This is a genomic window from Pseudomonas sp. Soil_N_39 (assembly GCF_057655955.1).
In genome coordinates, this window is sequence record NZ_JBDGLI010000019.1 from 47,986 (window position 1) to 70,456 (window position 22,471).

At 61.3% G+C, this 22,471-nt stretch carries 21 protein-coding genes; 16 read left to right on the forward strand and 5 right to left on the reverse strand.

Annotated features, from left to right (window positions below):
• Nucleotides 1–216: 216 nt before the first annotated feature.
• The 4 genes from AC3A5O_RS23660 (at nucleotide 217) to AC3A5O_RS23675 (ending at nucleotide 4,601) form a co-directional block, all read left to right on the forward strand.
• Nucleotides 217–1,668 carry an alanine/glycine:cation symporter family protein gene (locus AC3A5O_RS23660; protein WP_122567778.1) on the forward strand — a complete coding sequence of 484 codons (1,452 nt, stop codon included), beginning with the start codon at nucleotides 217–219 and terminating at the stop codon, nucleotides 1,666–1,668.
• A gap of 135 nt (nucleotides 1,669–1,803) precedes the next feature.
• Complete coding sequence (locus AC3A5O_RS23665; protein ID WP_487753795.1) at nucleotides 1,804–2,808, forward strand: asparaginase; 1,005 nt, start codon at nucleotides 1,804–1,806, stop codon at nucleotides 2,806–2,808.
• Between the two features lie 219 nt (nucleotides 2,809–3,027).
• A complete protein-coding gene (locus tag AC3A5O_RS23670) occupies nucleotides 3,028–4,020 on the forward strand; it encodes an AraC family transcriptional regulator (RefSeq protein WP_487753796.1) in 993 nt (330 codons plus the stop codon).
• 122 nt (nucleotides 4,021–4,142) lie between these two features.
• A complete protein-coding gene (locus tag AC3A5O_RS23675) occupies nucleotides 4,143–4,601 on the forward strand; it encodes an REP-associated tyrosine transposase (protein ID WP_305469035.1) in 459 nt (152 codons plus the stop codon).
• A gap of 152 nt (nucleotides 4,602–4,753) precedes the next feature.
• On the opposite strand, the gene AC3A5O_RS23680 is transcribed toward AC3A5O_RS23675, so the two are convergent.
• Both AC3A5O_RS23680 and AC3A5O_RS23685 read right to left on the reverse strand, forming a co-directional pair.
• Nucleotides 4,754–5,404 (reverse strand): HAD family hydrolase, encoded by a 651-nt coding sequence (locus AC3A5O_RS23680; protein ID WP_487753797.1) that lies wholly within the window; start codon nucleotides 5,402–5,404, stop codon nucleotides 4,754–4,756.
• Between the two features lie 197 nt (nucleotides 5,405–5,601).
• Nucleotides 5,602–6,159, reverse strand: coding sequence for a gamma carbonic anhydrase family protein (locus AC3A5O_RS23685; RefSeq protein ID WP_305482132.1), 558 nt, complete (start codon nucleotides 6,157–6,159; stop codon nucleotides 5,602–5,604).
• Between the two features lie 72 nt (nucleotides 6,160–6,231).
• On the opposite strand from AC3A5O_RS23685, the gene prlC reads away from it, so the two are divergent.
• From prlC to AC3A5O_RS23700, 3 genes are all read left to right on the forward strand, one after another.
• Nucleotides 6,232–8,310: an oligopeptidase A gene (prlC, locus tag AC3A5O_RS23690; protein WP_163006813.1), complete on the forward strand. Its 2,079-nt coding sequence runs from the start codon at nucleotides 6,232–6,234 to the stop codon at nucleotides 8,308–8,310.
• Nucleotides 8,307–8,585, forward strand: a complete 279-nt coding sequence (locus tag AC3A5O_RS23695; protein ID WP_047230061.1) for a YheV family putative zinc ribbon protein — start codon at nucleotides 8,307–8,309, stop codon at nucleotides 8,583–8,585. Before prlC ends, AC3A5O_RS23695 begins: the two co-directional genes overlap by 4 nt.
• Before the next feature lie 115 nt (nucleotides 8,586–8,700).
• The gene (locus tag AC3A5O_RS23700) at nucleotides 8,701–10,689 is read left to right on the forward strand and encodes a M3 family metallopeptidase (RefSeq protein WP_487753798.1); all 1,989 of its coding nucleotides are present in this window, start codon (nucleotides 8,701–8,703) and stop codon (nucleotides 10,687–10,689) included.
• 4 nt (nucleotides 10,690–10,693) lie between these two features.
• Here AC3A5O_RS23700 and AC3A5O_RS23705 read toward each other — a convergent pair whose 3' ends face one another.
• Entirely contained in the window at nucleotides 10,694–11,374 is a 681-nt protein-coding gene (locus AC3A5O_RS23705) for a dual specificity protein phosphatase family protein (protein ID WP_305469030.1), read from the reverse strand.
• Between the two features lie 182 nt (nucleotides 11,375–11,556).
• Here AC3A5O_RS23705 and AC3A5O_RS23710 point away from each other — a divergent pair, with 182 nt between their 5' ends.
• The 3 genes from AC3A5O_RS23710 to AC3A5O_RS23720 all read left to right on the forward strand — a co-directional run bounded on the left by AC3A5O_RS23710 (nucleotide 11,557) and on the right by AC3A5O_RS23720 (nucleotide 15,169).
• The gene (locus AC3A5O_RS23710; RefSeq protein WP_460080893.1) at nucleotides 11,557–12,615 is read left to right on the forward strand and encodes a PA0069 family radical SAM protein; all 1,059 of its coding nucleotides are present in this window, start codon (nucleotides 11,557–11,559) and stop codon (nucleotides 12,613–12,615) included.
• A gap of 204 nt (nucleotides 12,616–12,819) precedes the next feature.
• Complete coding sequence (locus AC3A5O_RS23715) at nucleotides 12,820–13,551, forward strand: carbonic anhydrase (protein WP_060739823.1); 732 nt, start codon at nucleotides 12,820–12,822, stop codon at nucleotides 13,549–13,551.
• 88 nt (nucleotides 13,552–13,639) lie between these two features.
• Nucleotides 13,640–15,169 (forward strand): SulP family inorganic anion transporter, encoded by a 1,530-nt coding sequence (locus AC3A5O_RS23720; RefSeq protein WP_122567771.1) that lies wholly within the window; start codon nucleotides 13,640–13,642, stop codon nucleotides 15,167–15,169.
• 305 nt (nucleotides 15,170–15,474) lie between these two features.
• Here the strand turns inward: AC3A5O_RS23720 and AC3A5O_RS23725 are convergent, their stop codons facing one another.
• Complete coding sequence (locus AC3A5O_RS23725) at nucleotides 15,475–16,125, reverse strand: hypothetical protein (RefSeq protein ID WP_122567770.1); 651 nt, start codon at nucleotides 16,123–16,125, stop codon at nucleotides 15,475–15,477.
• Between the two features lie 371 nt (nucleotides 16,126–16,496).
• On the opposite strand from AC3A5O_RS23725, the gene coxB reads away from it, so the two are divergent.
• The 4 genes from coxB to AC3A5O_RS23745 all read left to right on the forward strand — a co-directional run bounded on the left by coxB (nucleotide 16,497) and on the right by AC3A5O_RS23745 (nucleotide 20,884).
• Nucleotides 16,497–17,624 carry a cytochrome c oxidase subunit II gene (gene coxB / locus AC3A5O_RS23730; RefSeq protein WP_487753799.1) on the forward strand — a complete coding sequence of 376 codons (1,128 nt, stop codon included), beginning with the start codon at nucleotides 16,497–16,499 and terminating at the stop codon, nucleotides 17,622–17,624.
• An 82-nt stretch (nucleotides 17,625–17,706) separates the two neighbouring features.
• Nucleotides 17,707–19,299, forward strand: a complete 1,593-nt coding sequence (gene ctaD, locus AC3A5O_RS23735; protein ID WP_092167716.1) for a cytochrome c oxidase subunit I — start codon at nucleotides 17,707–17,709, stop codon at nucleotides 19,297–19,299.
• A 121-nt stretch (nucleotides 19,300–19,420) separates the two neighbouring features.
• Entirely contained in the window at nucleotides 19,421–19,972 is a 552-nt protein-coding gene (locus AC3A5O_RS23740; protein ID WP_122567768.1) for a cytochrome c oxidase assembly protein, read from the forward strand.
• Between the two features lie 24 nt (nucleotides 19,973–19,996).
• Nucleotides 19,997–20,884 carry a cytochrome c oxidase subunit 3 gene (locus AC3A5O_RS23745; protein WP_072411165.1) on the forward strand — a complete coding sequence of 296 codons (888 nt, stop codon included), beginning with the start codon at nucleotides 19,997–19,999 and terminating at the stop codon, nucleotides 20,882–20,884.
• A gap of 8 nt (nucleotides 20,885–20,892) precedes the next feature.
• Here AC3A5O_RS23745 and AC3A5O_RS23750 read toward each other — a convergent pair whose 3' ends face one another.
• Nucleotides 20,893–21,096 (reverse strand): twin transmembrane helix small protein, encoded by a 204-nt coding sequence (locus AC3A5O_RS23750; RefSeq protein WP_122567766.1) that lies wholly within the window; start codon nucleotides 21,094–21,096, stop codon nucleotides 20,893–20,895.
• A 70-nt stretch (nucleotides 21,097–21,166) separates the two neighbouring features.
• On the opposite strand from AC3A5O_RS23750, the gene AC3A5O_RS23755 reads away from it, so the two are divergent.
• Complete coding sequence (locus tag AC3A5O_RS23755; protein ID WP_122567765.1) at nucleotides 21,167–21,904, forward strand: SURF1 family protein; 738 nt, start codon at nucleotides 21,167–21,169, stop codon at nucleotides 21,902–21,904.
• On the forward strand, nucleotides 21,870–22,463 hold the full coding sequence (locus AC3A5O_RS23760) for a hypothetical protein (RefSeq protein ID WP_122567764.1): 594 nt from the start codon (nucleotides 21,870–21,872) through the stop codon (nucleotides 22,461–22,463). Before AC3A5O_RS23755 ends, AC3A5O_RS23760 begins: the two co-directional genes overlap by 35 nt.
• The last annotated feature ends 8 nt before the right edge of the window (nucleotides 22,464–22,471 follow it).

Here is a 22,471-nt window from a genome sequence, read left to right on the forward strand (position 1 = left end):
GGGCACCGCACTGATAGGTATAGTGCCGCCCCTCTTCGCATGAGCGGTCGTCCGCAACGAGACCCTTAAACATGCGAAAACCGAACTAATAACAAACCCGCGAAAATGGACCGGGACGAAACTTCGCCTCACCTGTCGGGCCGCGCGCCGACCGATGTAACGCGATGTTTCCAAATGGCCAGCATTTGCTTAAACAAAAAACAGCGAGGAATACTCATGCTCGAAGTCATCAACGACTTCCTCTCAGGGAAAGTGCTGATCGTGCTCATTGTCGGGCTCGGAAGCTACTTCACGATCCGCTCGCGTTTCGTCCAGTTCCGTCACTTCTTCCACATGTTCACGGTGTTCCGTGACAGCCTGAAAAGCAGCACTGACCAGCTCAGTTCCTTCCAGGCCCTGATGCTAAGCCTGGCCGGCCGTGTCGGCGCGGGCAACATCGCCGGTGTCGGCATCGCCGTGACCCTCGGCGGTCCTGGTGCGGTGTTCTGGATGTGGGTAACCGCTCTGGTCGGTATGTCCAGCAGCTTCTTCGAGTGCTCCCTCGGCCAGCTCTACAAGCGCTGCGACTCCGAAGGCCAGTATCGTGGCGGCCCGTCCTATTACATCCAGCACGGCCTGCAGAAACGCTGGTTGGGCATGATCATGGCGTTCCTGCTGCTGGTCACCTTCGGCTTCGCCTTCAACGGCCTGCAAGCCCACGCGGTTACCCATTCCCTGAACAACGCCTTCGGCTTTGACACCACCTACACCGGCCTCGGCCTGGCGGTGCTGCTGGGCCTGGTGTTCATCGGCGGAATCAAGCGCATCGCCAAGGTTGCCGACCTGCTGGTACCGGTCAAGACCCTGGCGTATATCGCCGTGACCCTCTACGTGATCGTGCTGCAGTTCGAACACGTACCGGGCATGCTGGCGACTATCGTCAAGAGCGCCTTCGGTCTGGACCAAGCCTTCGGCGGCCTGATCGGCAGCGCCATCGTCATGGGCGTCAAGCGTGGCGTGTTCGCCAACGAAGCCGGCCTGGGCAGTGCGCCTAACGTCGCCGCCGTCGCGTCGGTCGAACACCCGGTCGCCCAAGGCGTGGTCCAGGCGTTCAGCGTGTTCCTGGACACCTTCGTGATCTGCACCTGCACCGCGCTGCTGATCCTGCTGTCGGGCTTCTACACCCCGGGCTTCGAAGGCGACGGCATTGCCCTGACCCAGAACTCCCTGGCGGCCGTCGTGGGTGACTGGGGCCGGATATTCATCTCCGTGGCCCTGTCGTTGTTCGTGTTCACCTCGATCCTCTACAACTACTACCTGGGCGAGAACAACCTGCGCTTCATGATGGGTGACAATCGCAAGGTCCTGATGGGCTACCGTGCGCTGGTCCTGGTCCTGATTTTCTGGGGCGCCATCGAAAACCTCGGCACCGTGTTCGCGTTCGCCGACATCACCATGACCCTGCTGGCGTTCGTGAACCTGATCGCGCTGTTCCTGCTGTTCAAGGTCGGCATGCGCATCCTGCGTGACTACGATGACCAGCGTTCGGCCGGCATCAAGGTACCTGTGTTCGACTCCAGCAAGTTCCCGGACCTGGACCTGGACCGCAACGCATGGCCAGCTACCCCGTCGGCACCGGTTACCAAGCCTGACGCCGCGACTGCTGGCGTGGCCGCAGCGCAACGCTGATCGGTAATAAGCTGTTTGGAAAAAACCGGGCGCATCCCCTGCGCCCGGCGTGACACAACCTAAGGTCGGCGTCATGCTCGGCCTTATGTTGTGGTGGCTGACCCAAGCTGCCGTTTTCGTCCTCGGAGAACAACCATGAATTCCTTGACCTACCCTGCCGCCCAGCACGTCATGGTGCTCTACACCGGAGGCACCATCGGCATGCAGGCCAGCGCCCACGGCCTGGCCCCGGCATCCGGTTTCGAAGCGCGGATGCGCGACTACCTGCACAGCCAACCCGAACTCGTCGTGCCGCAATGGCGCTTCCGGGAAATGTCGCCGCTGATCGACAGCGCCAACATGACCCCGGCCTATTGGCAGCAACTGCGCGAAGCGGTGGTCGATGCCGTGGACGTGCAAGGCTGCGACAGCGTGTTGATCCTGCACGGCACCGACACCCTGGCCTACAGCGCGGCGGCGATGAGCTTCCAATTGCTGGGCCTGCATGCGCGGGTCTGCTTCACCGGCTCGATGCTGCCCGCCGGCGTGACCGACAGCGACGCCTGGGAAAACCTCAGCGGCGCGCTGGTCGCCCTCGGCCAGGGCCTGGCGCCGGGCGTGCACCTGTACTTCCATGGTGAGCTGCTGGCGCCGACCCGTTGCGCGAAGGTGCGCAGCTTCGGTCGTCACCCGTTCAAGCGCCTGGAACGCCAGGGCGGCGGCATCAAAGCCTCCTCGCTGCCAGCGCAGTTAAACTACGACCAGCCCAAGCAACTGGCGAACATCGCGGCGCTGCCGCTGTTCCCCGGCATCAGTGCACAGATCCTCGATGGCCTGCTCGGCAGCGGTATCCAGGGCCTGGTGCTGGAGTGCTACGGCAGCGGCACCGGGCCGAGCGACAACCCGGCCTTCCTCGCCAGCCTCGAGCGGGCGCGGGACAACGGCGTAGTGGTCGTGGCGGTAACCCAATGCCATGAAGGGGGCGTCGAGCTGGACGTGTATGAAGCCGGTAGCCGCTTGCGCGGTGTCGGCGTGCTGTCCGGCGGCGGCATGACCCGCGAGGCCGCGTTCGGCAAGTTGCAGGCGTTGATTGGCGCCGGCCTGCCGGTGGAAGAGGTTCGGCGGCTGGTAGAGCTGGACCTGTGCGGCGAGCTGAGCTGAGCTTAGACACTGCAAAAACCTGTGGGAGGGGCTCTTGTGGGAGCAAAGCTTGCTCGCGATGCAGGCGACACGGATCAACTGTAAGGTCGCGTCATCATTCTTCGCGAGCAAGCTTTGCTCCCACAGGTTCACTCCCACATTAGAGGTTGTGTTGAACTTCCGATTTTTACCCGGCATATAACTTGCTCCGTTTCCAGCTCCCCCAGGCTGGAAACGGACATGCTTCATTCCCACCTCACCACCCTCAACGCCGTCTCACTGGTACTGAGCACCTTTAAAAGCGCAGGGTTGCCCAGCGATGCCTTGTTGGCTGGCAGCGGCATCAGCGCGGCGGACCTGAGCCGGGCCGATACGCGCATCACCACCAACCAGGAGATGCAGGTCTGCGCCAACGCCGTGGCCCTCAAGCGCGACATCGGCCTGGAACTGGGCCTGCGCATGCACGTTTCGTCCTACGGCATGCTCGGCTATGCCCTGCTCACCAGTGCCACCTTAGGTGACGCTTTGCGCCTGGCACTGCGTTATCCGGCGCTGTTGGGAACACTCTTCGAACTGAGTCTGGACGACGATGGCAAGCACATCTGGTTCAGCGCCAGCGATTATCGGGAGAACCCGGCCCTGGCGGTGTTCAATGCCGAGTTCTGCATGGTTTCGCTGAAGGTGATCTGCAATGACCTCCTCGGCCATGCGTTGCCCTTGCACGCTGCGCGCTTCGAACACCCGGCGCCCGATTACCAGGCGCACTACACCGCGCTCTTCGACTGCCCGGTGCGCTTCGACAGCGTCGATAACGCGTTCGCCTTCGACCGCCACTGGCTAGAACAACCCTTGCCCCTGGCCGACCCCATTACCCACCACGCCATGGCCGAACGCTGTCGCCGGCAGAACACCGAATTCACCGGACGCCAAGCCTGGCTGGAACGGATCCGCCAGTTGCTCGACGCCCAACTGGACGCCGCCCCCGGCCTGGAAGGCCTGGCCGAACAGATGAACTGCTCGGCGCGCACCTTGCGTCGCCACCTCAAGGACCTGGGCTGCAGTTACCAGGAGCTGCTGGACGAACTGCGCTTCGAGCGGGCCAAGCAGATGCTCTGCGAGGACCAATTGCCAATCTATCGAATCGCCGAACGCCTGGGCTTCAGCGAAACCGCCAGCTTCCGCCATGCCTTCGTGCGCTGGAGCGGCGTGGCGCCCAGCCAGTTCAGGGCCTGATGTGGGAGCAAGGCTTGCCCGCGATGGCGTCAGACCAGACACATCCTGCTCCAACATTCCAAGTCGGATCTACTCCTGCTGTCCTAGCCTTGAACTAAAGGACAGATTAAGGATGATCACTTGTGACAACACGGCCTCATTCCCAACAGTTACGTTCCGGTCGTTATTCGCAGTCTGGGCAAATCTATTTACTGACAGTGAATACGCGCGACCGCGAGCCGTTTTTTGGCCACTTCGAGACAGGACGCTTGGTGGTTGACGCCTTCCGAAAGGCTCAGGAAGAGCAATTTGCCCATTCGTTGGCCTGGGTGGTAATGCCGGACCATTTTCACTGGCTGATCGAACTGCAGGGTATAGAACTCTCCAAACTGATTGCGCGGACGAAGTCTCGGACCACGGTTGTCTACAATCGATTGATGCAGCGGGAAGGATCGCTTTGGCAGGAGGGATTTCATGACCGGGCCATTCGCAAGGAGGAGGATTTGCAAACAGTCGCTCGATATATCGTGGCAAACCCGCTGCGAGCCGGTTTAGTTAAGAAAATAGGGGACTACCCATTGTGGGACGCGATCTGGATCTGATGCGATTCAAGCTGCGCCCATGATGGCCTCATCGCGGGCAAGCCTTGCTCCCACAGCGCAACGCTTTTAGCGCTATGGGGCAGGGCTTACTCCCTCAAAAGCAGCCTCTGGAATACCTGTGGGAGCAAGGCTTGCCCGCGATGGCAATATAGCTAACGCCGCAAAAACGCCTGATGCAACTCACCCACCGTCTGGAAGTGATACGCCGGGCGCTCGATGCTGAGCTCTTCGTGGCTGCCAAACCCATACCCGACCGCTGCCGCATCCAGGCCATTGCTGTGGGCGCCGATCAGGTCGTGTTTGCGGTCGCCGATCATCAGGGTGCTGGCCGGGTCGAGGCCTTCTTCGGCCAGCAGGTAGGCGATCAGCTCGACTTTGTTAGTGCGGGTGCCGTCCAATTCGCTGCCGTAGATCACCTTGAAGTGCCGGGCGAAGTCGAAGTGGCGGGCGATTTCCCGGGCGAAGACCCAGGGTTTGGAAGTGGCGATGTACAACTGGCGCCCTTGGCCGCCCAAGGTTTCCAGCAGCGGCATCACGCCGTCGAAAACACGGTTCTCATAAAGACCGGTGACCTTGAATCGCTCACGATAGAAATTCACCGCCTCCCAGGCCTTCGCTTCGTCGAAGTCATAGAACTGCATGAAGGCCTGCAACAGCGGCGGGCCGATGAAGTGCTCGAGGCGGGTCAGGTCGGGTTCGTCGATGCCCAACTTGCTCAAGGCAAACTGGATCGAACGGGTGATGCCCTCGCGGGGGTCGGTGAGGGTGCCGTCGAGGTCGAAGAGTACGGTTTGGTAGTGCATGGCTGTTCCTGGGTGGTCATGCAGTTCACTCAACAGGCTGAATGAAACTGTGGCGAGGGGATTTATCCCCGCTGGGCTGCGCAGCAGCCCCCAAAAGACTGAATGTAACAACCTGGCACACTGCGGTGGTCGGCTTCGGGGCTGCTGCGCAGCCCAGCGGGGATAAATCCCCTCGCCACAACGGTTCATTCGACATCTTAGGTGGGCGATTCAGGCCGGTCGTAACCTTCAGCCAGATGCAGGTCCTTGAGCTTCACGTAGTTCGCCGCGCTGTAGGTGAAAAACGCACGTTCCTTGTCCGTCAGCGGCCGGACCTGTTTCACCGGGCTGCCCACATACAAAAAGCCGCTTTCCAGGCGTTTGCCCGGCGGCACCAGGCTGCCGGCACCGATGATCACATCATCTTCGACCACCGCGCCGTCCATGACGATGCTGCCCATGCCGATCAGGATCCGGCTGCCCACCGAGCAACCATGGAGCATGACCTTGTGGGCGATGGTCACGTCGTCGCCGATCAGCAACGGGAAACCCTCCGGATTGAAGGGCCCGGCATGGGTGATGTGCAGCACGCAACCATCCTGGACGCTGGTACGCGCACCGATACGGATGCGGTGCATGTCGCCGCGAATGACCGTCAGCGGCCAGACGGAGCTGTCTTCGCCGATTTCGACGTCGCCGATCACCACCGCGGTGCTGTCGACAAAAGCACCACGGGCGAGCCGTGGGCTGTGGTTCTGGTACGTGCGAAGGGTCACGATAGGCTCTCTCTTATCCGGTGATAGGCGCTGCTAGCTGCGGTGAGCGCCGATTGTAATTAAGATGGGCCGATGTTTCTTCCAGCCAAGGTGTCGACCGTGAGCGTGAACAACCCTCTTTTGCAGCCCTATGACCTGCCGCCATTCTCGGCGATCCGTGCCGAGCACGTGCAACCGGCCATCGAGCAGATCCTGGCTGATAACCGTGCGGCCATTGCCGAACTCCTCAAGACCCAAGTCCAGCAGCCTACCTGGGCCGGCCTGGTATTGGCCATGGACGAACTCAATGATCGCCTGGGCGCGGCCTGGAGCCCGGTCAGTCACCTGAATGCCGTGCGCAACAGCCCGGAACTGCGCGAAGCCTACGAGGCCTGCCTGCCGGCGCTGAGTGCCTACTCCACCGAACTGGGCCAGAACCGCGAGCTGTTCCAGGCCTTCGAAGCCTTGGCAAACAGCCCGGAAGCCGCCGGCTTCGACGTGGCGCAGAAAACCATCCTGGAACACTCGCTGCGCGATTTCCGCCTGTCGGGCATCGACTTGCCGCCCGAGCAGCAGAAGCGCTACGCCGAGGTGCAGAGCAAACTGTCCGAGCTGGGCAGCCGTTTCTCCAATCAACTGCTGGACGCGACCCAGGCCTGGACCAAGCACGTCACCGACGAGGCCGCCCTCGCCGGCCTGACCGACTCGGCCAAGGCGCAAATGGCTGCGGCCGCCCAGGCCAAAGAACTCGACGGCTGGCTGATCAACCTGGAATTCCCCAGCTATTACGCGGTGATGACCTACGCCGAAGACCGCGCCCTGCGTGAAGAAGTCTACGCCGCCTACTGCACCCGCGCCTCGGACCAAGGCCCGAATGCCGGGCAGAACGACAACGGCCCGGTGATGGAGCAGATCCTCGACCTGCGCCAGGAACTGGCCCAACTGCTCGGTTTCGCCAACTTCGCCGAGTTGAGCCTGGCCACCAAGATGGCCGAATCCAGCGATCAGGTCCTCAGTTTCCTGCGGGACCTGGCCAAGCGCAGCAAGCCGTTCGCCGCCCTGGACCTGGAGCAGCTCAAAGCCTTCGCCGCCGAACAGGGCTGCCCCGACCTGCAAAGCTGGGACAGCGGTTTCTACGGTGAAAAACTGCGCCAGCAGCGTTACAGCGTGGCCCAGGAAGCCCTGCGCGCCTACTTCCCGATCGACAAGGTACTGAGCGGCCTGTTCGCCATCGTGCAGCGCCTCTACGGCATCGAGATCGCCGAACTGAAAGGCTTCGACAGCTGGCACCCGGACGTGCGCCTGTTCGAAATCAAGGAGAACGGCCAGCACGTCGGCCGCTTCTTCTTCGACCTCTATGCCCGCGCCAACAAGCGTGGCGGTGCCTGGATGGACGGCGCCCGCGACCGTCGTCGCACCTTCGACGGCGTGCTGCAAAGCCCGGTCGCCAACCTGGTGTGCAACTTCACCCCGGCCGACAGCGGCAAGCCGGCGCTGCTGACCCACGATGAAGTCACCACCCTGTTCCACGAGTTCGGCCATGGCCTGCACCACCTGCTGACCCGTGTCGAACACGCCGGCGTGTCCGGCATCAACGGCGTGGCCTGGGATGCCGTGGAGCTGCCGAGCCAGTTCATGGAGAACTGGTGCTGGGAACCCGAAGGCCTGGCGCTGATTTCCGGCCACTACGAAACCGGTGAACCACTGCCCCAGGACCTGCTGGAAAAAATGCTCGCGGCGAAAAACTTCCAGTCCGGCCTGATGATGGTCCGTCAGCTGGAGTTCTCGCTGTTCGACTTCGAGCTGCACGCCACCCACGGCGATGGCCGCAGCGTGCTGCAAGTACTCGAAGGCGTGCGCGACGAGGTGTCGGTCATGCGTCCGCCGGCCTACAACCGCTTCCCCAACAGCTTCGCCCACATCTTCGCCGGCGGGTATGCGGCGGGCTACTACAGCTACAAATGGGCGGAAGTATTGTCGGCCGATGCCTTCTCCAAATTCGAGGAAGACGGCGTGCTCAATGCCGACACCGGTCGGGCCTTCCGCGAGGCGATCCTGGCCCGTGGCGGCTCCCAGGAACCGATGGTGCTGTTCGTCGACTTCCGTGGCCGTGAGCCGTCGATTGACGCACTCTTGCGCCATAGCGGCCTGACCGAGGACGCGGCAGCATGAGCGAGGGGCCTGTGATTACCAAACGACGCTTTATCGCCGGGGCGGTCTGCCCGGCCTGCAGCGAGCCGGACAAATTGATGATGTGGAACGAAGACGGCGTACCGCACCGCGAGTGCGTGGCCTGCGGTTATTCCGACACGCTCAACGAGCAAGGCCTGTCGGTGCCCAAGGAATTGGGCACCCGGGTCAACACCTCGGCGCTCAAGGTGCCGGACGCCAAGGTCCAGGCGGTGCAGTTTTTCCCCAATCCCAAGTTGAAGAAAAAAACCGACTGAATGATCCGGTATCACCTTCCGGGCCCCACGGCCCGGAAGCGATACATATATATCGCCCTGCCGCACACCGGCCTGCCCAGACTGTTCATCCCGTTCAGTCCATGGAAGGCTTCCGATGCCCACCGATGACAATCCGCTGTTGCAGGCCCATGACCTGCCGCCTTTTTCCCAGATCCAAGCCCGGCATTTTTCGCCGGCCCTCGACCAGATCATTGCCGAGAGTCGCGCTCAAGTGGCCGAGATCATCAGGACCCAGACACCGTTTCCCACCTGGGACGACCTCGTGTTGGCAATGGACGAGATTCACGCCCGGTTGAAGGGCTTCGGTTATGTGCTGGAGCGTCTGGCCTGGAACAGGATCGGTGACGACTGGGTGCAGGCTTCGCTGGACTGCAGCGAACGACTACAGGATTTCCAGCGATCGCTCAAACACAACCCCGAACTGTTTCAGCTTTATCAGCGGTTGGCGAACAGCCCGATAGCCCGGCATTTCACCCTGGCGAGAAAAAGAACGCTGGAAAAAATCCTCCGACAGTTTCGTCGCAACGGATTGGCCGACACCACGCAGACAGGCCTGAAAGACCTGAAGCTGCGCATCCAAGGCGCTCAGATGCTGTTCCTGGAACATGTGTACGAGGCCAATAAAGCCTGGCGCACAGCGTTTGACGATGAAACCCGATTGAGCGGCCTGCCGTCGTCGTTCAAACAACGCATGGCCGACCAGGCGCGCGATGCTGGACACACGGGGTGGTTGCTGACGCTCAATGAAGAGTCGTTTCGCATCGTCACCTGTTACGCCGACAATCACCTTTTGCGTAAGCAAATGTACGTGGCCTACAGCACTCGCGCATCGGATCAAGGACCGCACGCCGGCATATTCGACAACGGTGAAGTGCTCCGGCAATTGCTCAGGGACCGTCATCACTACGCTACCTTGCTGGGCTATTCGAGTTATGCCCAAATGGCGATCGAACCAGAGCAAGCCGAGTCGCCCGAACAGGTCCTGATGTTCTTGCAGGAACAACTCAAACAACAGCAAAGCGTGTTTATCCGGGACGCTCAACAACTGGAGGCATTTGCCACAACACAAGGTTTCAGCGAGCTACAGCCCTGGGATTATCCATACCTGGCAGAAAAGCTTCGTCGGCAGGCGGCTGGTGTTTCAGAACAAAGCGTCAGAGCCTGGTTTGCGCTGGATACCACGTTTTTGCAGCTGACGCTGATCGCAAGGGACCTGTTCGGCGTGGACATCATCGAGCGTAAGGACGTGGCTACTTGGCATCCCGACGTAAGCCTTTTTGAAATTCGCGAGCGGGACGAGACCCTAGGCTATCTCTATTTCGACCCGTTCGAGGATGAGAACGAACAAGGCTTCCCCAATACCACCACCTTGCGAAATCGTCGCGTCACCGCCGAGGGCCGCCCGCGGCATCCCATTGCCGTTCTACATGGCTGGTTACCACGCGCCTCAGATGCCAATCCTGTCCTGTTGGATCATCGGCAGCTACGCATCCTCTTTCATGAGTTCGGCCATTGCTTGCACCACTTGCTGACCCGGGCTGAGTATCGCGATGTTTCGGGCATTACCGAACTGTCCAGGGATACGGCGGAATTTGCCGGAGTCCTGTTCGAGCGATGGTGCTTTTCCAAGCCATGCCTGATTCGCATATCCAAACACCACCAAACCGGGAAGCCTCTGCCGGACAGGATTGCCGATCAGTTGCTGGTCTACCTCAATACCCAGACCAGTTGGGGGTTTGCCGCGTTCTTGCGCGATGCGTTGTTTGACATGCAGGTGCACCATCACCACGGCGACGGACGTACGGCTCAAGACGTGTTCGATCAAGTCAGCGCACACGTCGGCCACCTGCCCGTGTCCGCCACCGAACGCTGGCCCAATGGCCTGGACTATCTGGTGACCGGCTATGGCGCCGGGATCTACGCCTACGCCTGGTCGAAAGAACTGGCGAATAGCGTCTTCCAAAAATTCCAGCGCGACGGGCTGTTCAATCCGCAAACCGGGCGGGCGTTGCGCGAGACGATTTTCGAGCCGGGCGATACGCGACCGTTGTCCGAATCGATCCAGGCGTTTTTAGCCACATGACCGATCAGCGCTCGGGAAGCACAGCCTGAGGATCAAGGTGATGGGCCGTGGTCGTCGAGTTGACCCAACTCTCCAGAGAACAAAGGGCAAAGACGCTGGTGCTGCAATCGCCGTTCGCCAGCGCCGTGCGGAGTTTGTCGACATCGGCCTGCATCATGTAGCGCACGCCGTCCTTGAAGTGATGACTGTCACCGAAGCCACCTTCGGTCATCTCGTTCAACGCGTCCTCCTTGCTCCAACCCTGGACCACCACCCGGTACATGGCGGCCACCAGCCCGGTGCGGTCCGAGCCGTGCTTGCAGTGCATCAGCACCGGCCCCTTGGCTTCGGCCGCCTGGACAGCGCGCAAAGCCCTGAGTATGTCGCTGTCGTCGACATGGTTGGTGCGATAGGGCAACTGCACTTGCTCGATGCCGGGGGTGGACAGCCAGCGTTGGTCCGACTCCGGCAGAAAGTTGATGACCGTGCCGATCCTGAGCTTCGTCAGCCAGGGCAGCGTCCCGCCGTCCGGCAGGGAGCTGCGGTAAAGCGTCGGAGACATCTGATAGAGGTTGTAGTCCTTTGCCACCGGCTGTGCCCATTCAGCGGGCCTTGCATCAATGGAATCGGCCGCTTGGGCGGGCGCCTCGGCCAGCCCGGTGAGCAAGGCCAGGCACAACAACGAATGGGAACAGAGCTTGAGCATGCACGGACGACCGAGTACGAAGAAACACGAGAGGCTCAGTGTCGGCTCGCTCCGGTTAAAAGCCTGTGAGCAGAACGTCAAAGCGTTGTGAACGCCGATCCGGTATTTGGGCTGCTCAATGGCACTGGTCTTAATCGAACACAGCGAATACTGTATGCACATACAGCCATCGGAGTATTCCCATGCCAGCCTCCCTTCCACCGCGCGGCCGCGGCACCGCGACCAACCCGCACAACCGCTTCGCCCCGAGTCGCTCGGTGGCCGAAGATGACGGCTGGTACCAGGAAGTCCCGCCGACCCAAGGCACCGAGGTGCGCATCGAAACGGCGAAGACCATCATTACCCGCAACACCTCGTCCGATATTCCGTTCGACCGCTCGATCAACCCGTACCGAGGCTGTGAACACGGTTGCATCTACTGCTACGCACGGCCCAGCCATGCCTATTGGGACCTGTCGCCGGGGCTGGATTTCGAAACGAAGCTGATCGCCAAGACCAATGCCGCCGATGTGCTGGAAGAGCAATTGTCCCGGCGCGGTTATCAGTGCGCGCCGATCGCACTGGGTTCCAACACCGATCCCTATCAGCCTATCGAACGCGAACAGCGGATAACCCGCCGGATTCTCGAGGTGCTGCTGCGTTATCGGCATCCGGTGACCATCGTCACCAAGGGTTCGCTGATCCTGCGCGACCTGGACCTGCTGACCGAGCTGGCGCAACAGCGCCTGGTGCACGTGATGATCAGCCTCACCACCCTGGACGATGAACTCAAGCGCATTCTCGAACCCCGGGCGGCGGCGCCCAAGGCGCGGCTGCGGGCGATCAAGGTCATGCGCGAGGCGGGCATTGCCGTGGGGGTACTGTGTGCACCGATGATCCCGATGATCAACGACAGCGAGATCGAGAGCCTGCTGGCCGAAGCCCACGCCGCCGGCGCGCAGAATGCCGCCTACGTCATGCTGCGCTTGCCGCTGGAAGTCGCGCCGCTGTTCGAGGAATGGTTGCAGGTGCACTACCCACAACGCGCCGCCCATGTGCTGAGCCTGGTGCGCCAGAGCCGCGGTGGCGAACTGTATGACAGCCGCTTCGGTGCGCGGATGCGCGGCGAAGGCCCGTTCGCCGACCTGCTGGCCCAGCGATTTGCCAAGGCACTCAAGCGCCTGGGGCTGGAGCGCCGTGACGGATACAATCTTGACTGCGATGCCTTCTGTCCGCCGGGCCGACAGATGTCGTTGATTTGATTAAAGTTGACCCTGTAAAGGCCACTGGACATGATCTGCGCCAGTGTTTCGCCACCCCTGGAATCGTTGTCCTAGAGCCTTCGATTTCAGTTTGAGTTAAGTTTCGGCCGCTACCTTGTTCAGCGAGTGACTGACGGGTCGAACATCTCGACCTGGATGTTTTTTAACCAGCCACTGGCGTCATACCGTCAAAGAGGATGAATCATGAGTGACAAGGATAAACAGCCGTTGGCTGCGTCGGCTTCAGCCCAACCCGAGGCGGAAACCGCCGATGCAGCGCTGCAGCATATTGTTGACGGCTTTTTGCATTTCCATCACGAGATCTTTCCGCAACAGGAAGAACTCTTCAAGAAACTCGCCACCGCCCAAGCGCCCCGGGCGATGTTCATCACCTGCGCCGATTCGCGCATCGTGCCCGAGTTGATCACCCATAGCTCCCCCGGCGACCTGTTCGTGACCCGCAACGTCGGCAACGTCGTGCCGCCTTATGGGCAAATGAACGGCGGCGTCTCCACCGCCATCGAATACGCCGTGCTGGCCCTCGGCGTGCAGCACATCATTGTCTGCGGCCATTCCGATTGCGGCGCCATGCGTGCGGTGCTCAACCCCGACACCCTGGAAAAAATGCCCACGGTAAAAGCCTGGCTGCGCCACGCCGAAGTGGCCAAGACCATGGTCCACGACAACTGTCCGTGCGGCGATGAAAAACAGACCATGCCCATCCTCACCGAAGAGAACGTGATCGCGCAATTGCAGCATTTGCGAACGCATCCCTCGGTCGCGTCGCGCATGGCCAGCGGTCAGTTGTTCATCCATGGCTGGGTGTACAACATCGAGACCAGCGAGATCAAAGCCTTTGACGCGGACCAGGGACGTTTCCTGCCGCTCGATGGCAGCCATCCGATACCGGTGGCGACGCCCAAAGCGCGCTTCTAACCACTCTTAAACTTGTGTGGTTCAAGCCTTGCCGCCATTTGCGCGGTAGGGCTTCGCCATGCCTGAAGAAAACTTCGGGAGAGTCGCCATGCGTGCTGCTCAATTAAAAGCTGTTCTACCACGGGAGCTACTGGCTTCGGTGGTTGTGTTCCTGGTGGCGCTGCCCTTGTGCATGGGCATTGCCATCGCCTCCGGCCTGCCACCGGCCAAAGGCCTGATCACCGGCATCATCGGCGGTCTGGTAGTCGGTTTTCTGGCCGGCTCCAAGCTGCAAGTCAGCGGCCCGGCCGCCGGGTTGGCGGTGTTGGTCTTCGAACTGGTACGCCAGCATGGCGTGGCAATGCTCGGGCCGATCCTGTTGCTGGCCGGTCTTCTGCAATTGTTGGCCGGGCGTTTTCGCCTCGGTTGCTGGTTCCGGGTCACGGCGCCTGCGGTGGTGTACGGCATGCTGGCGGGTATCGGCGTGCTGATCGTGTTGTCCCAGGTCCATGTGATGCTCGACGCCGCGCCCAAGCCCTCAGGGCTGGATAACCTCGCGGCGTTCCCGGCGGCGGTGGCCCAGGCCTTGCCGTCCTTCGGCTGGCAGGCCGGCCTGCTCGGCCTGTCGACGATTGCGGTGATGTGGCTGTGGGAAAAATTTCGTCCCCACAGCCTGCGCTTCGTCCCTGGCGCCTTGCTGGGTGTCGGCTTGGCGACCGTCGCCAGCCTGCTGCTGGCCTTGCAGGTCAAGCGCGTGGAAGTGCCGGAGAACCTGGCCGAAGCTATTGATTGGCTGCGCCCGGCAGACCTGTTGAACCTGGCCGACCCGACGCTGCTGGTCGCCGCATTCGCGGTCGCCTTTATCGCCAGCGCCGAAACCCTGCTGTCGGCGGCCGCCGTCGATCGCATGCACAGTGGTGAGCGTGCGGACTTCGATCGGGAGCTGTCGGCGCAAGGGATCGGCAACATGCTCTGCGGCCTGCTCGGCGCCTTGCCGATGACCGGGGTGATCGTGCGCAGCTCGGCCAACGTCCAGGCCGGGGCCACCACGCGGATGTCGACGATTTTCCACGGCCTGTGGTTGTTGCTGTTCGTGCTGTTGCTGTCCAGCGTGCTGCAAAGCATTCCGGTGGCAAGCCTGGCGGGTGTGTTGGTCTACACCGGTTTCAAACTGGTGGACCTCAAGGCGTTTCGCAGCCTGGGTCGTTATGGCCGGATGCCGATGTTTACCTACGCCGCAACGGCGCTGGCGATCATCTTCACCGACCTGCTGACCGGTGTGCTGATCGGCTTCGGCCTGACCCTGGTGAAACTGGCCTGGAAAGCCTCGCGCCTGAAAATCAGCCTGATCGACCTGCCCCAGGAAGGCGAGATGGAACTGCGACTGGTCGGGGCGGCCACCTTCCTCAAGGTACCGGCGCTGACCCAGGTGCTGGGCACCATACCGACAGGCGCGACCGTGCATGTGCCGCTCAATAACCTGAGCTACATCGATCACTCCTGCCTGGAGTTGCTGGAAGAATGGGGCCGGGCGAACGCCAGCAAGGGTTCGAAGCTGCTGATCGAATCCCGTGGGCTCAAGCGCCGGCTGGAAGGGCGGTTGCGTACCACCGTGGGGGTTGGCGCAGCCTCTGCCTGACACCTCGCTCCCATAGGAGTTGGGTGTAGGGCACATGATTCATAAACACCACAGACCCAATGTGGGAGCGAGCTTGCTCGCGATAGCGATGTATCAGCCAACTGCGATGTTGCTGGTCCAATGCAATCGCGAGCAAGCTCGCTCCCACAGGGGTTGTGGTGTCGCGCATATGATTGATGAACACCACAGATTCAATGTGGGAGCGGGCTTGCTCGCGAAAGCGGTGGATCAGTTAGCTAAATGCTGCCTGACACTCCGCCTTCGCGAGCAAGCCCGCTCCCACAAGGGGTTTGCATTTCAACTCATCAAGCCGCCGGCTGATCCAGCTCCAGCCCAACGCCCAGCTGGCGTGACAGGCAAGGCCAGCGCTTCCAGGCTGCACCCGTGTCCGGGCTGCCGATTTTCTCGCGGTAAGACTCCACCGATTCCAGCGCAAAGCTGTCTTCGTCGAGCATTTCATCCACGGCGTGATGCACGGCTTCGTCCAACTGGTTGGCGAACGGCTCGCCGATCAGATGGTGAGCGATCAGGTTGGCGACGGTCATGTCCAACGGAATCAGCGGCTGGCTGAAGTGCTTGATGTACAGATCGTTGACCTCCTCCACCAGCCGGTGGGCCAGGTAGGCCTCGTCCAGCAGGCTGTCCAGGCCAACGTGGCCTTCCATCAACTTCGGTGGCTGAAGAAAAAACTGTTCGGCGATCTTCAGCACCGGCTTGATCTGCGATTCGATCCCGGCTTCGCGAGCCACCTCGTTGGCGGCGTCCAGCAGGTCCGGTACTTGCTCGATGTAAGCGGTGACAAAACGGGTCATGACGCCCTTCGCGTCGATGTCTGGCAATTGGATCGCGGCATGCAGGTGCGGCAGCTGGGCCTCCAGCTGGCGGGTCAATTGGCCGGTCTCGGCTTCGTGTTGTTGGGCTTTTTGGATCTGCTCGCGCAATGCGGCGGTGTTCATGACAACTCCAGGAAACAAGGCAATGAAATAGGGAAGACATAACTTAGCTGGCGCAAAAACACTCCTAAGACCTATTTTTCATAACCGCCTCATCCTTGCTGCGCCACAGTTATATCGGTTTGCCATCACTCAGTTCGCATCCTTCTCCATTCGTGGGCTCTAGCGCAAGCCCCGGCTGTTTCAAACGATTTACGCCATCGCGTTGCGAGGTTGCAGGTGCTGTCTATACTCGGTTTGGAATGGAGTTAGCTGATGACACCCGATTGCATGTGCAGCAAGGCGCGGCGAGTCAATTAAGCAGTCTGAATAGCCGATCCCTTGCCGCAGGCTTTACGCCTACGGGATAACAAGAACGATAAGGGGAACCCGCAATGACGCGACATCCACACGTATGGATGGGCCTCCTGTTGTGGTCGATTTTCAGCCAGGCACAAGCGGCCTGGACTGTGAATATGGCGCCTGGAGCGACACAGATCAGCAACGCAGTATTCGACCTGCACATGACCATCTTCTGGATTTGTGTGGTCATCGGCATCATCGTCTTCGGCGCCATGTTCTGGTCGATGATGATGCACCGCCGTTCAACCGGCCAGAATGCCGCGCATTTCCACGAAAACACCCGCGTCGAAATTCTCTGGACCATCGTGCCCTTCCTGATCCTGGTGCTAATGGCGATTCCCGCCACCGCCACCCTGATCAAGATGTACGACTCCAGCGAGTCGGACATCGATATCCAGATCACCGGCTATCAATGGAAGTGGCACTACAAGTACCTGGGCCAGGACGTCGAGTTCTTCAGCAACCTGGCGACCCCCGCCGAACAGATCCATAACCAGAGCGCCAAGGGCGAGCATTACCTGCTGGAGGTCGACAAGCCGCTGGTGCTGCCGGTCGATGCCAAGGTGCGCTTTCTGGTGACCTCCGCCGACGTGATCCACTCCTGGTGGGTGCCGGCCTTCGCGGTCAAGCGCGATGCGATCCCCGGGTTCGTCAACGAAGCCTGGACCCGTGTCGACAAGCCCGGTCTGTACCGCGGCCAATGCGCCGAGCTGTGCGGCAAGGACCACGGCTTCATGCCGATCGTGGTGGAGGTCAAGAGCAAGCCCGACTACGAAAAATGGCTGGGCGAACGCAAGGCCGAGGCCGCGCAGCTTAAGGAATTGACCAGCAAGGAATGGACGCGCGAAGAACTCGTTGAGCGTGGTGACAAGGTCTACCACACCACCTGCGTGGCCTGTCACCAGGCCGAAGGCCAGGGCTTGCCGCCGATGTTCCCGGCGCTCAAGGGCTCGAAAATCGCCACCGGGCCGATCAAGGATCACCTGAACATTGTCTTCCACGGCAAACCCGGCACCTCCATGGCCGCGTTCGACAAGCAGCTGTCGGAAGTCGATATCGCCGCGGTCGTGACCTATGAACGCAACGCCTGGGGCAACAACAAGGGCGACATGGTGACGCCTAAAGAAGTGCTGGAACTCAAACAGGCGGACAGCCAATGAGCCGGCCTGACGTTTGTTCCCGTAACCGGTCGGGGCTCACCGCCCCGCACCGTCCAGCCCACTCGTTCGAAGGAGACAGGACATGAGTGCTGTGATCGATGACCACGGTCATGCCGGTGCCGACCACGCCCATGGCCCCGCCAAGGGCCTGATGCGCTGGGTACTGACCACCAACCACAAGGATATCGGCACGCTGTACCTGTGGTTCGCCTTCTCGATGTTCCTGCTGGGCGGCTCGTTCGCCATGGTGATCCGCGCCGAGCTGTTCCAGCCCGGCCTGCAGATCGTCCAGCCGGAATTCTTCAACCAGATGACCACCATGCATGGCCTGGTGATGGTCTTCGGCGCGGTGATGCCGGCCTTCGTCGGCCTTGCCAACTGGATGATCCCGTTGATGATCGGCGCGCCGGACATGGCCCTGCCGCGCATGAACAACTTCAGCTTCTGGCTGTTGCCGGCGGCGTTCCTGATGTTGGTCTCGACGCTGTTCACCCCGGGTGGCGGGCCGAACTTCGGCTGGACCTTCTATGCGCCGCTGTCCACCACCTATGCGCCGGAAAGCGTGACGTTCTTCATCTTTGCCATCCACCTGATGGGCATCAGCTCGATCATGGGCGCGATCAACGTGGTCGCCACCATCCTCAACCTGCGCGCCCCCGGCATGACGTTGATGAAAATGCCGCTGTTCGTCTGGACCTGGCTGATCACCGCGTTCCTGCTGATCGCCGTGATGCCGGTGCTGGCCGGCTGCGTGACGATGATGCTGATGGACATCCATTTCGGCACCAGCTTCTTCAGTGCCGCCGGTGGCGGGGACCCGGTGCTGTTCCAGCACGTGTTCTGGTTCTTCGGCCACCCCGAGGTGTACATCATGATCCTGCCGGCCTTCGGTGCCGTCAGCTCGATCATCCCGGCGTTCTCGCGCAAGCCGTTGTTCGGCTACACCTCGATGGTGTACGCCACGGCCGCCATTGCGTTCCTGTCGTTCATCGTCTGGGCGCACCACATGTTCGTGGTGGGCATTCCGCTGGTGGGCGAACTGTTCTTCATGTACGCCACCCTGCTGATCGCCGTGCCCACCGGGGTGAAGGTGTTCAACTGGGCGAGCACCATGTGGCAAGGCTCGCTGACCTTCGAGACACCGATGCTGTTTGCCGTGGCGTTCGTGATCCTGTTTTCCATCGGCGGTTTCTCCGGGTTGATGCTGGCCATCGCCCCGGCGGACTTCCAGTATCAGGACACCTACTTCGTGGTCGCGCACTTCCACTATGTGCTGGTGCCCGGCGCGATCTTCGGGATCTTCGCCTCGGCCTACTACTGGCTGCCGAAATGGACCGGCCACATGTACGACGAAACCCTCGGCAAGCTGCACTTCTGGCTGTCGTTCATCGGCATGAACCTGGCGTTCTTCCCGATGCACTTCGTCGGCCTGGCGGGCATGCCCCGGCGGATTCCCGACTACAACCTGCAGTTCGCCGACTTCAACATGGTCTCGTCTATCGGCGCGTTCATGTTCGGCACCACGCAGATCTTCTTCCTGTTCATCGTGATCAAGACCATCCGTGGCGGCGAGCCGGCACCGGCCAAGCCGTGGGATGGGGCCGAAGGGTTGGAGTGGAGCGTGCCGTCGCCGGCGCCGTATCACACCTTTACTACGCCGCCGGAAGTGAAATAGATGACACCGGGGCCCTATGTGGGAGCGAGCTTGCTCGCGATAGCGGCGACTCGGTGTGTCAGACACACAGCTATCGCGAGCAAGCTCGCTCCCACAGGGTTCTGGGTAGGGATTGGAAATCATGGCTGACTCGATTTCGCTGAAGAAGCTGGTCACTCGCCTGCTGATAGTGGTGGTGGCGATGTTCATCTTCGGGTTTGCCCTGGTGCCGATCTACGACGTGATGTGCAAGGCGTTCGGCATCAACGGCAAGACCGGCGGGCAGTACCAAGGCGAGCAGACCGTCGATGAATCACGCCAGGTCCGCGTGCAGTTCCTGTCGACCAATTCGGTGGACATGGTCTGGGACTTCTACCCCAAGGGCGATGAGCTGGTGGTCAAGCCCGGGGCGGTCAACGAGATGGTGTTCGTCGCCCACAACCCCACCGACCGGCCGATGAGCGCCCAAGCAGTGCCGAGCATCTCGCCGAGCAACGCGGCGGCGTATTTCCACAAGACCGAATGTTTTTGTTTTACCCAGCAAGTGCTGCAACCCGGCGAACGCATCGAAATGCCCATGCGCTTCATCGTTGACCGGGACATGCCCAAGGAAGTGAAGCATCTGACGCTGTCCTACACGCTGTTCGACATCACCGCTCGTCATCCACCGGTGGCTCTAAACACTGACCGATAGCGTGCCCGATAAGGAGAACAATAAATGGCAACTCACGAACACTATTACGTTCCGGCCCAGAGCAAATGGCCGATCATCGCCACGGTCGGGATGTTCGTCACGGTGTATGGCCTGGCGACCTGGTTCAACGACCTGAAGGCGGCGCGCCCGGATTCCCACGGCCCGCTGATCTTCTTCGTCGGCGGCCTGCTGGTGGCCTACATGCTGTTCGGCTGGTTCGGCGCGGTGATCAAGGAAAGCCGCGCCGGGCTGTACAGCGCACAGCTCGACCGCTCGTTCCGCTGGGGCATGAGCTGGTTCATCTTTTCCGAAGTGATGTTCTTCATCGCCTTCTTCGGTGCGCTGTTCTATGTGCGCACGATCTCGGCGCCGGGCCTGGCGGGTGAAGGCAGCAAGGGCTTGTCGGAAATGCTCTGGCCGAACTTCGAATACGTCTGGCCGTTGTTGAACAACCCCGATCCCAAGCTGTTCCCACCGCCCAAGGATGTGATCAGCCCGTGGGGGTTGCCGCTGCTCAACACCATCCTGCTGGTCAGTTCCAGCGTCACCGTGACCATCGCCCACCATGCCCTGAAAAAAGGCCATCGCGGCGCGCTGAAAATCTGGCTGGCGATCACAGTGCTGCTGGGTTGCGCCTTCCTGGGCTTCCAGGCCGAGGAATACATCCACGCCTATAAAGAGCTGGGCCTGACGTTGGGCTCGGGCATCTACGGCGCGACGTTCTTCATGCTCACCGGGTTCCACGGCGCCCACGTCACCATCGGCACGATCATTTTGTTCGTGATGCTGATGCGCATCATGCGCGGGCATTTCGACAACGAGCATCAGTTCGGCTTCGAGGCCGCGAGCTGGTACTGGCACTTCGTCGATGTGGTGTGGATCGGCTTGTTCTTCTTCGTCTACATCCTCTGAGGCAGCCGTTACCAGGGCGCTTGGGACACCAACTGGCCGCTGAAAAAACCCCAGGCGATCAAGCCGACGGTGGCGGCGGCCAGACTGACCCGAATCGCCAGGGCGATGACCAGGCGATTGGAACTGCTGTCGTCCTTGACCAGAAAAAACAGGCCGCTGAACAGGCTGGCAACCGTGGCAATCAGCATCAGGACGATGGCTGCTTTTAGCATTAGGGACACTCCGGGGGGACGCGATGCACGTGAGTATAGCTATCCCGTTCGATGGCTTTCGGACGGCGCCATGAAAGGTTTCCGGCCAGGCATCGTGCCGTCATTGGTGGTGGCCGTGCTGGTGCCGGTGATGGTGTGCCTGGGGTTCTGGCAATTGAGCCGGGGCGAACAGAAGCGTGTACTCATGGACACTTACGCCGAGCGCCGCGTGGCGTCGCCGATGGACAGCACCGAGCTGGCGCAAACCGCCGACCCGGCGTTTCGGCCGGTCACGCTGCAGGGCCAGTTCGACGCCGAGCACAGCCTCCTGCTGGACAACCGCCAACACGACGGCAAGGTCGGCGTCGAGTTGCTGCAACCGTTCCTCGACCACCGCACCGGGCTCTGGCTGCTGGTCAATCGCGGCTGGCTGCCTTGGCCCGACCGACGCACTCCGCCGGTCTTCAACACACCGGAACAACCCGTAAGCCTCCAGGCCTGGGTCTATGTCGCCCCCGGCGCGACGTTCCAGCTCCACGCCGACCCGGCGAGCGCCCCCTGGCCGCGACTGGTCACCGCCATCGAGCCGGACAAGCTCTGGGCCGAACTGGACCGCAACGGCTTCAACTATGAATTACGCCAACAAAGCGGCCCTGGCGCCTACCGGACCGATTGGCCGGTGGTGGCCATGGGCCCGGAAAAACACCTCGGCTATGCCGTGCAGTGGTTCGCCATGGCGGCGGCACTGTTCGGCCTGTTCCTTTATCTCGGATGGCACAACGCAGGGAGACACCATGGGAAGCACCATGAATCCAACCAACACGTCTGAGGCGCCCGTGACACCCAACCGTCGCAAGGGCCGCGTGCAATTGCTGTTGATCGTGCTCGGGGTGATCGGCCCGATGATCCTGGCCACCGGCATGTACAAGTTCCAGTTCTGGGTGCCTGACAGCCGCAGCTACCACGGTGAGCTGATCGGCAACGGCCAGACCCGCGCCGAGATTGGCGTGCAGGCCGATGAGCAGCGCTGGCAGATCCTGGTCACGGCGCCACAGGAGTGCTCGGTGGATTGCCGGCAACTGGTGTACCTGGCCCGCCAGGTGCAGATCGGCCTGGGCCGCGAAGCCGGCCGCGCCAGCCATGCCCTGGCGATCGCACAACCGCTCGATGCCGAGTACGACGCCCAACTGCAGCGCGAATACCCACAACTGCAACGTTATCCACTGGACCTGCCGGCCTATCAGAAAGGCGCCCAGGGCTCCGGCGGCGCCCAACTGTGGATCATCGACCCCCACAGCAACCTGGTGCTGCGCTACGACGCCCGGGTCAAGGGCAAGGACTTGCTCAACGACCTGCGCCACTTGCTGAAACTGTCGAACATCGGATGAGGGCATCG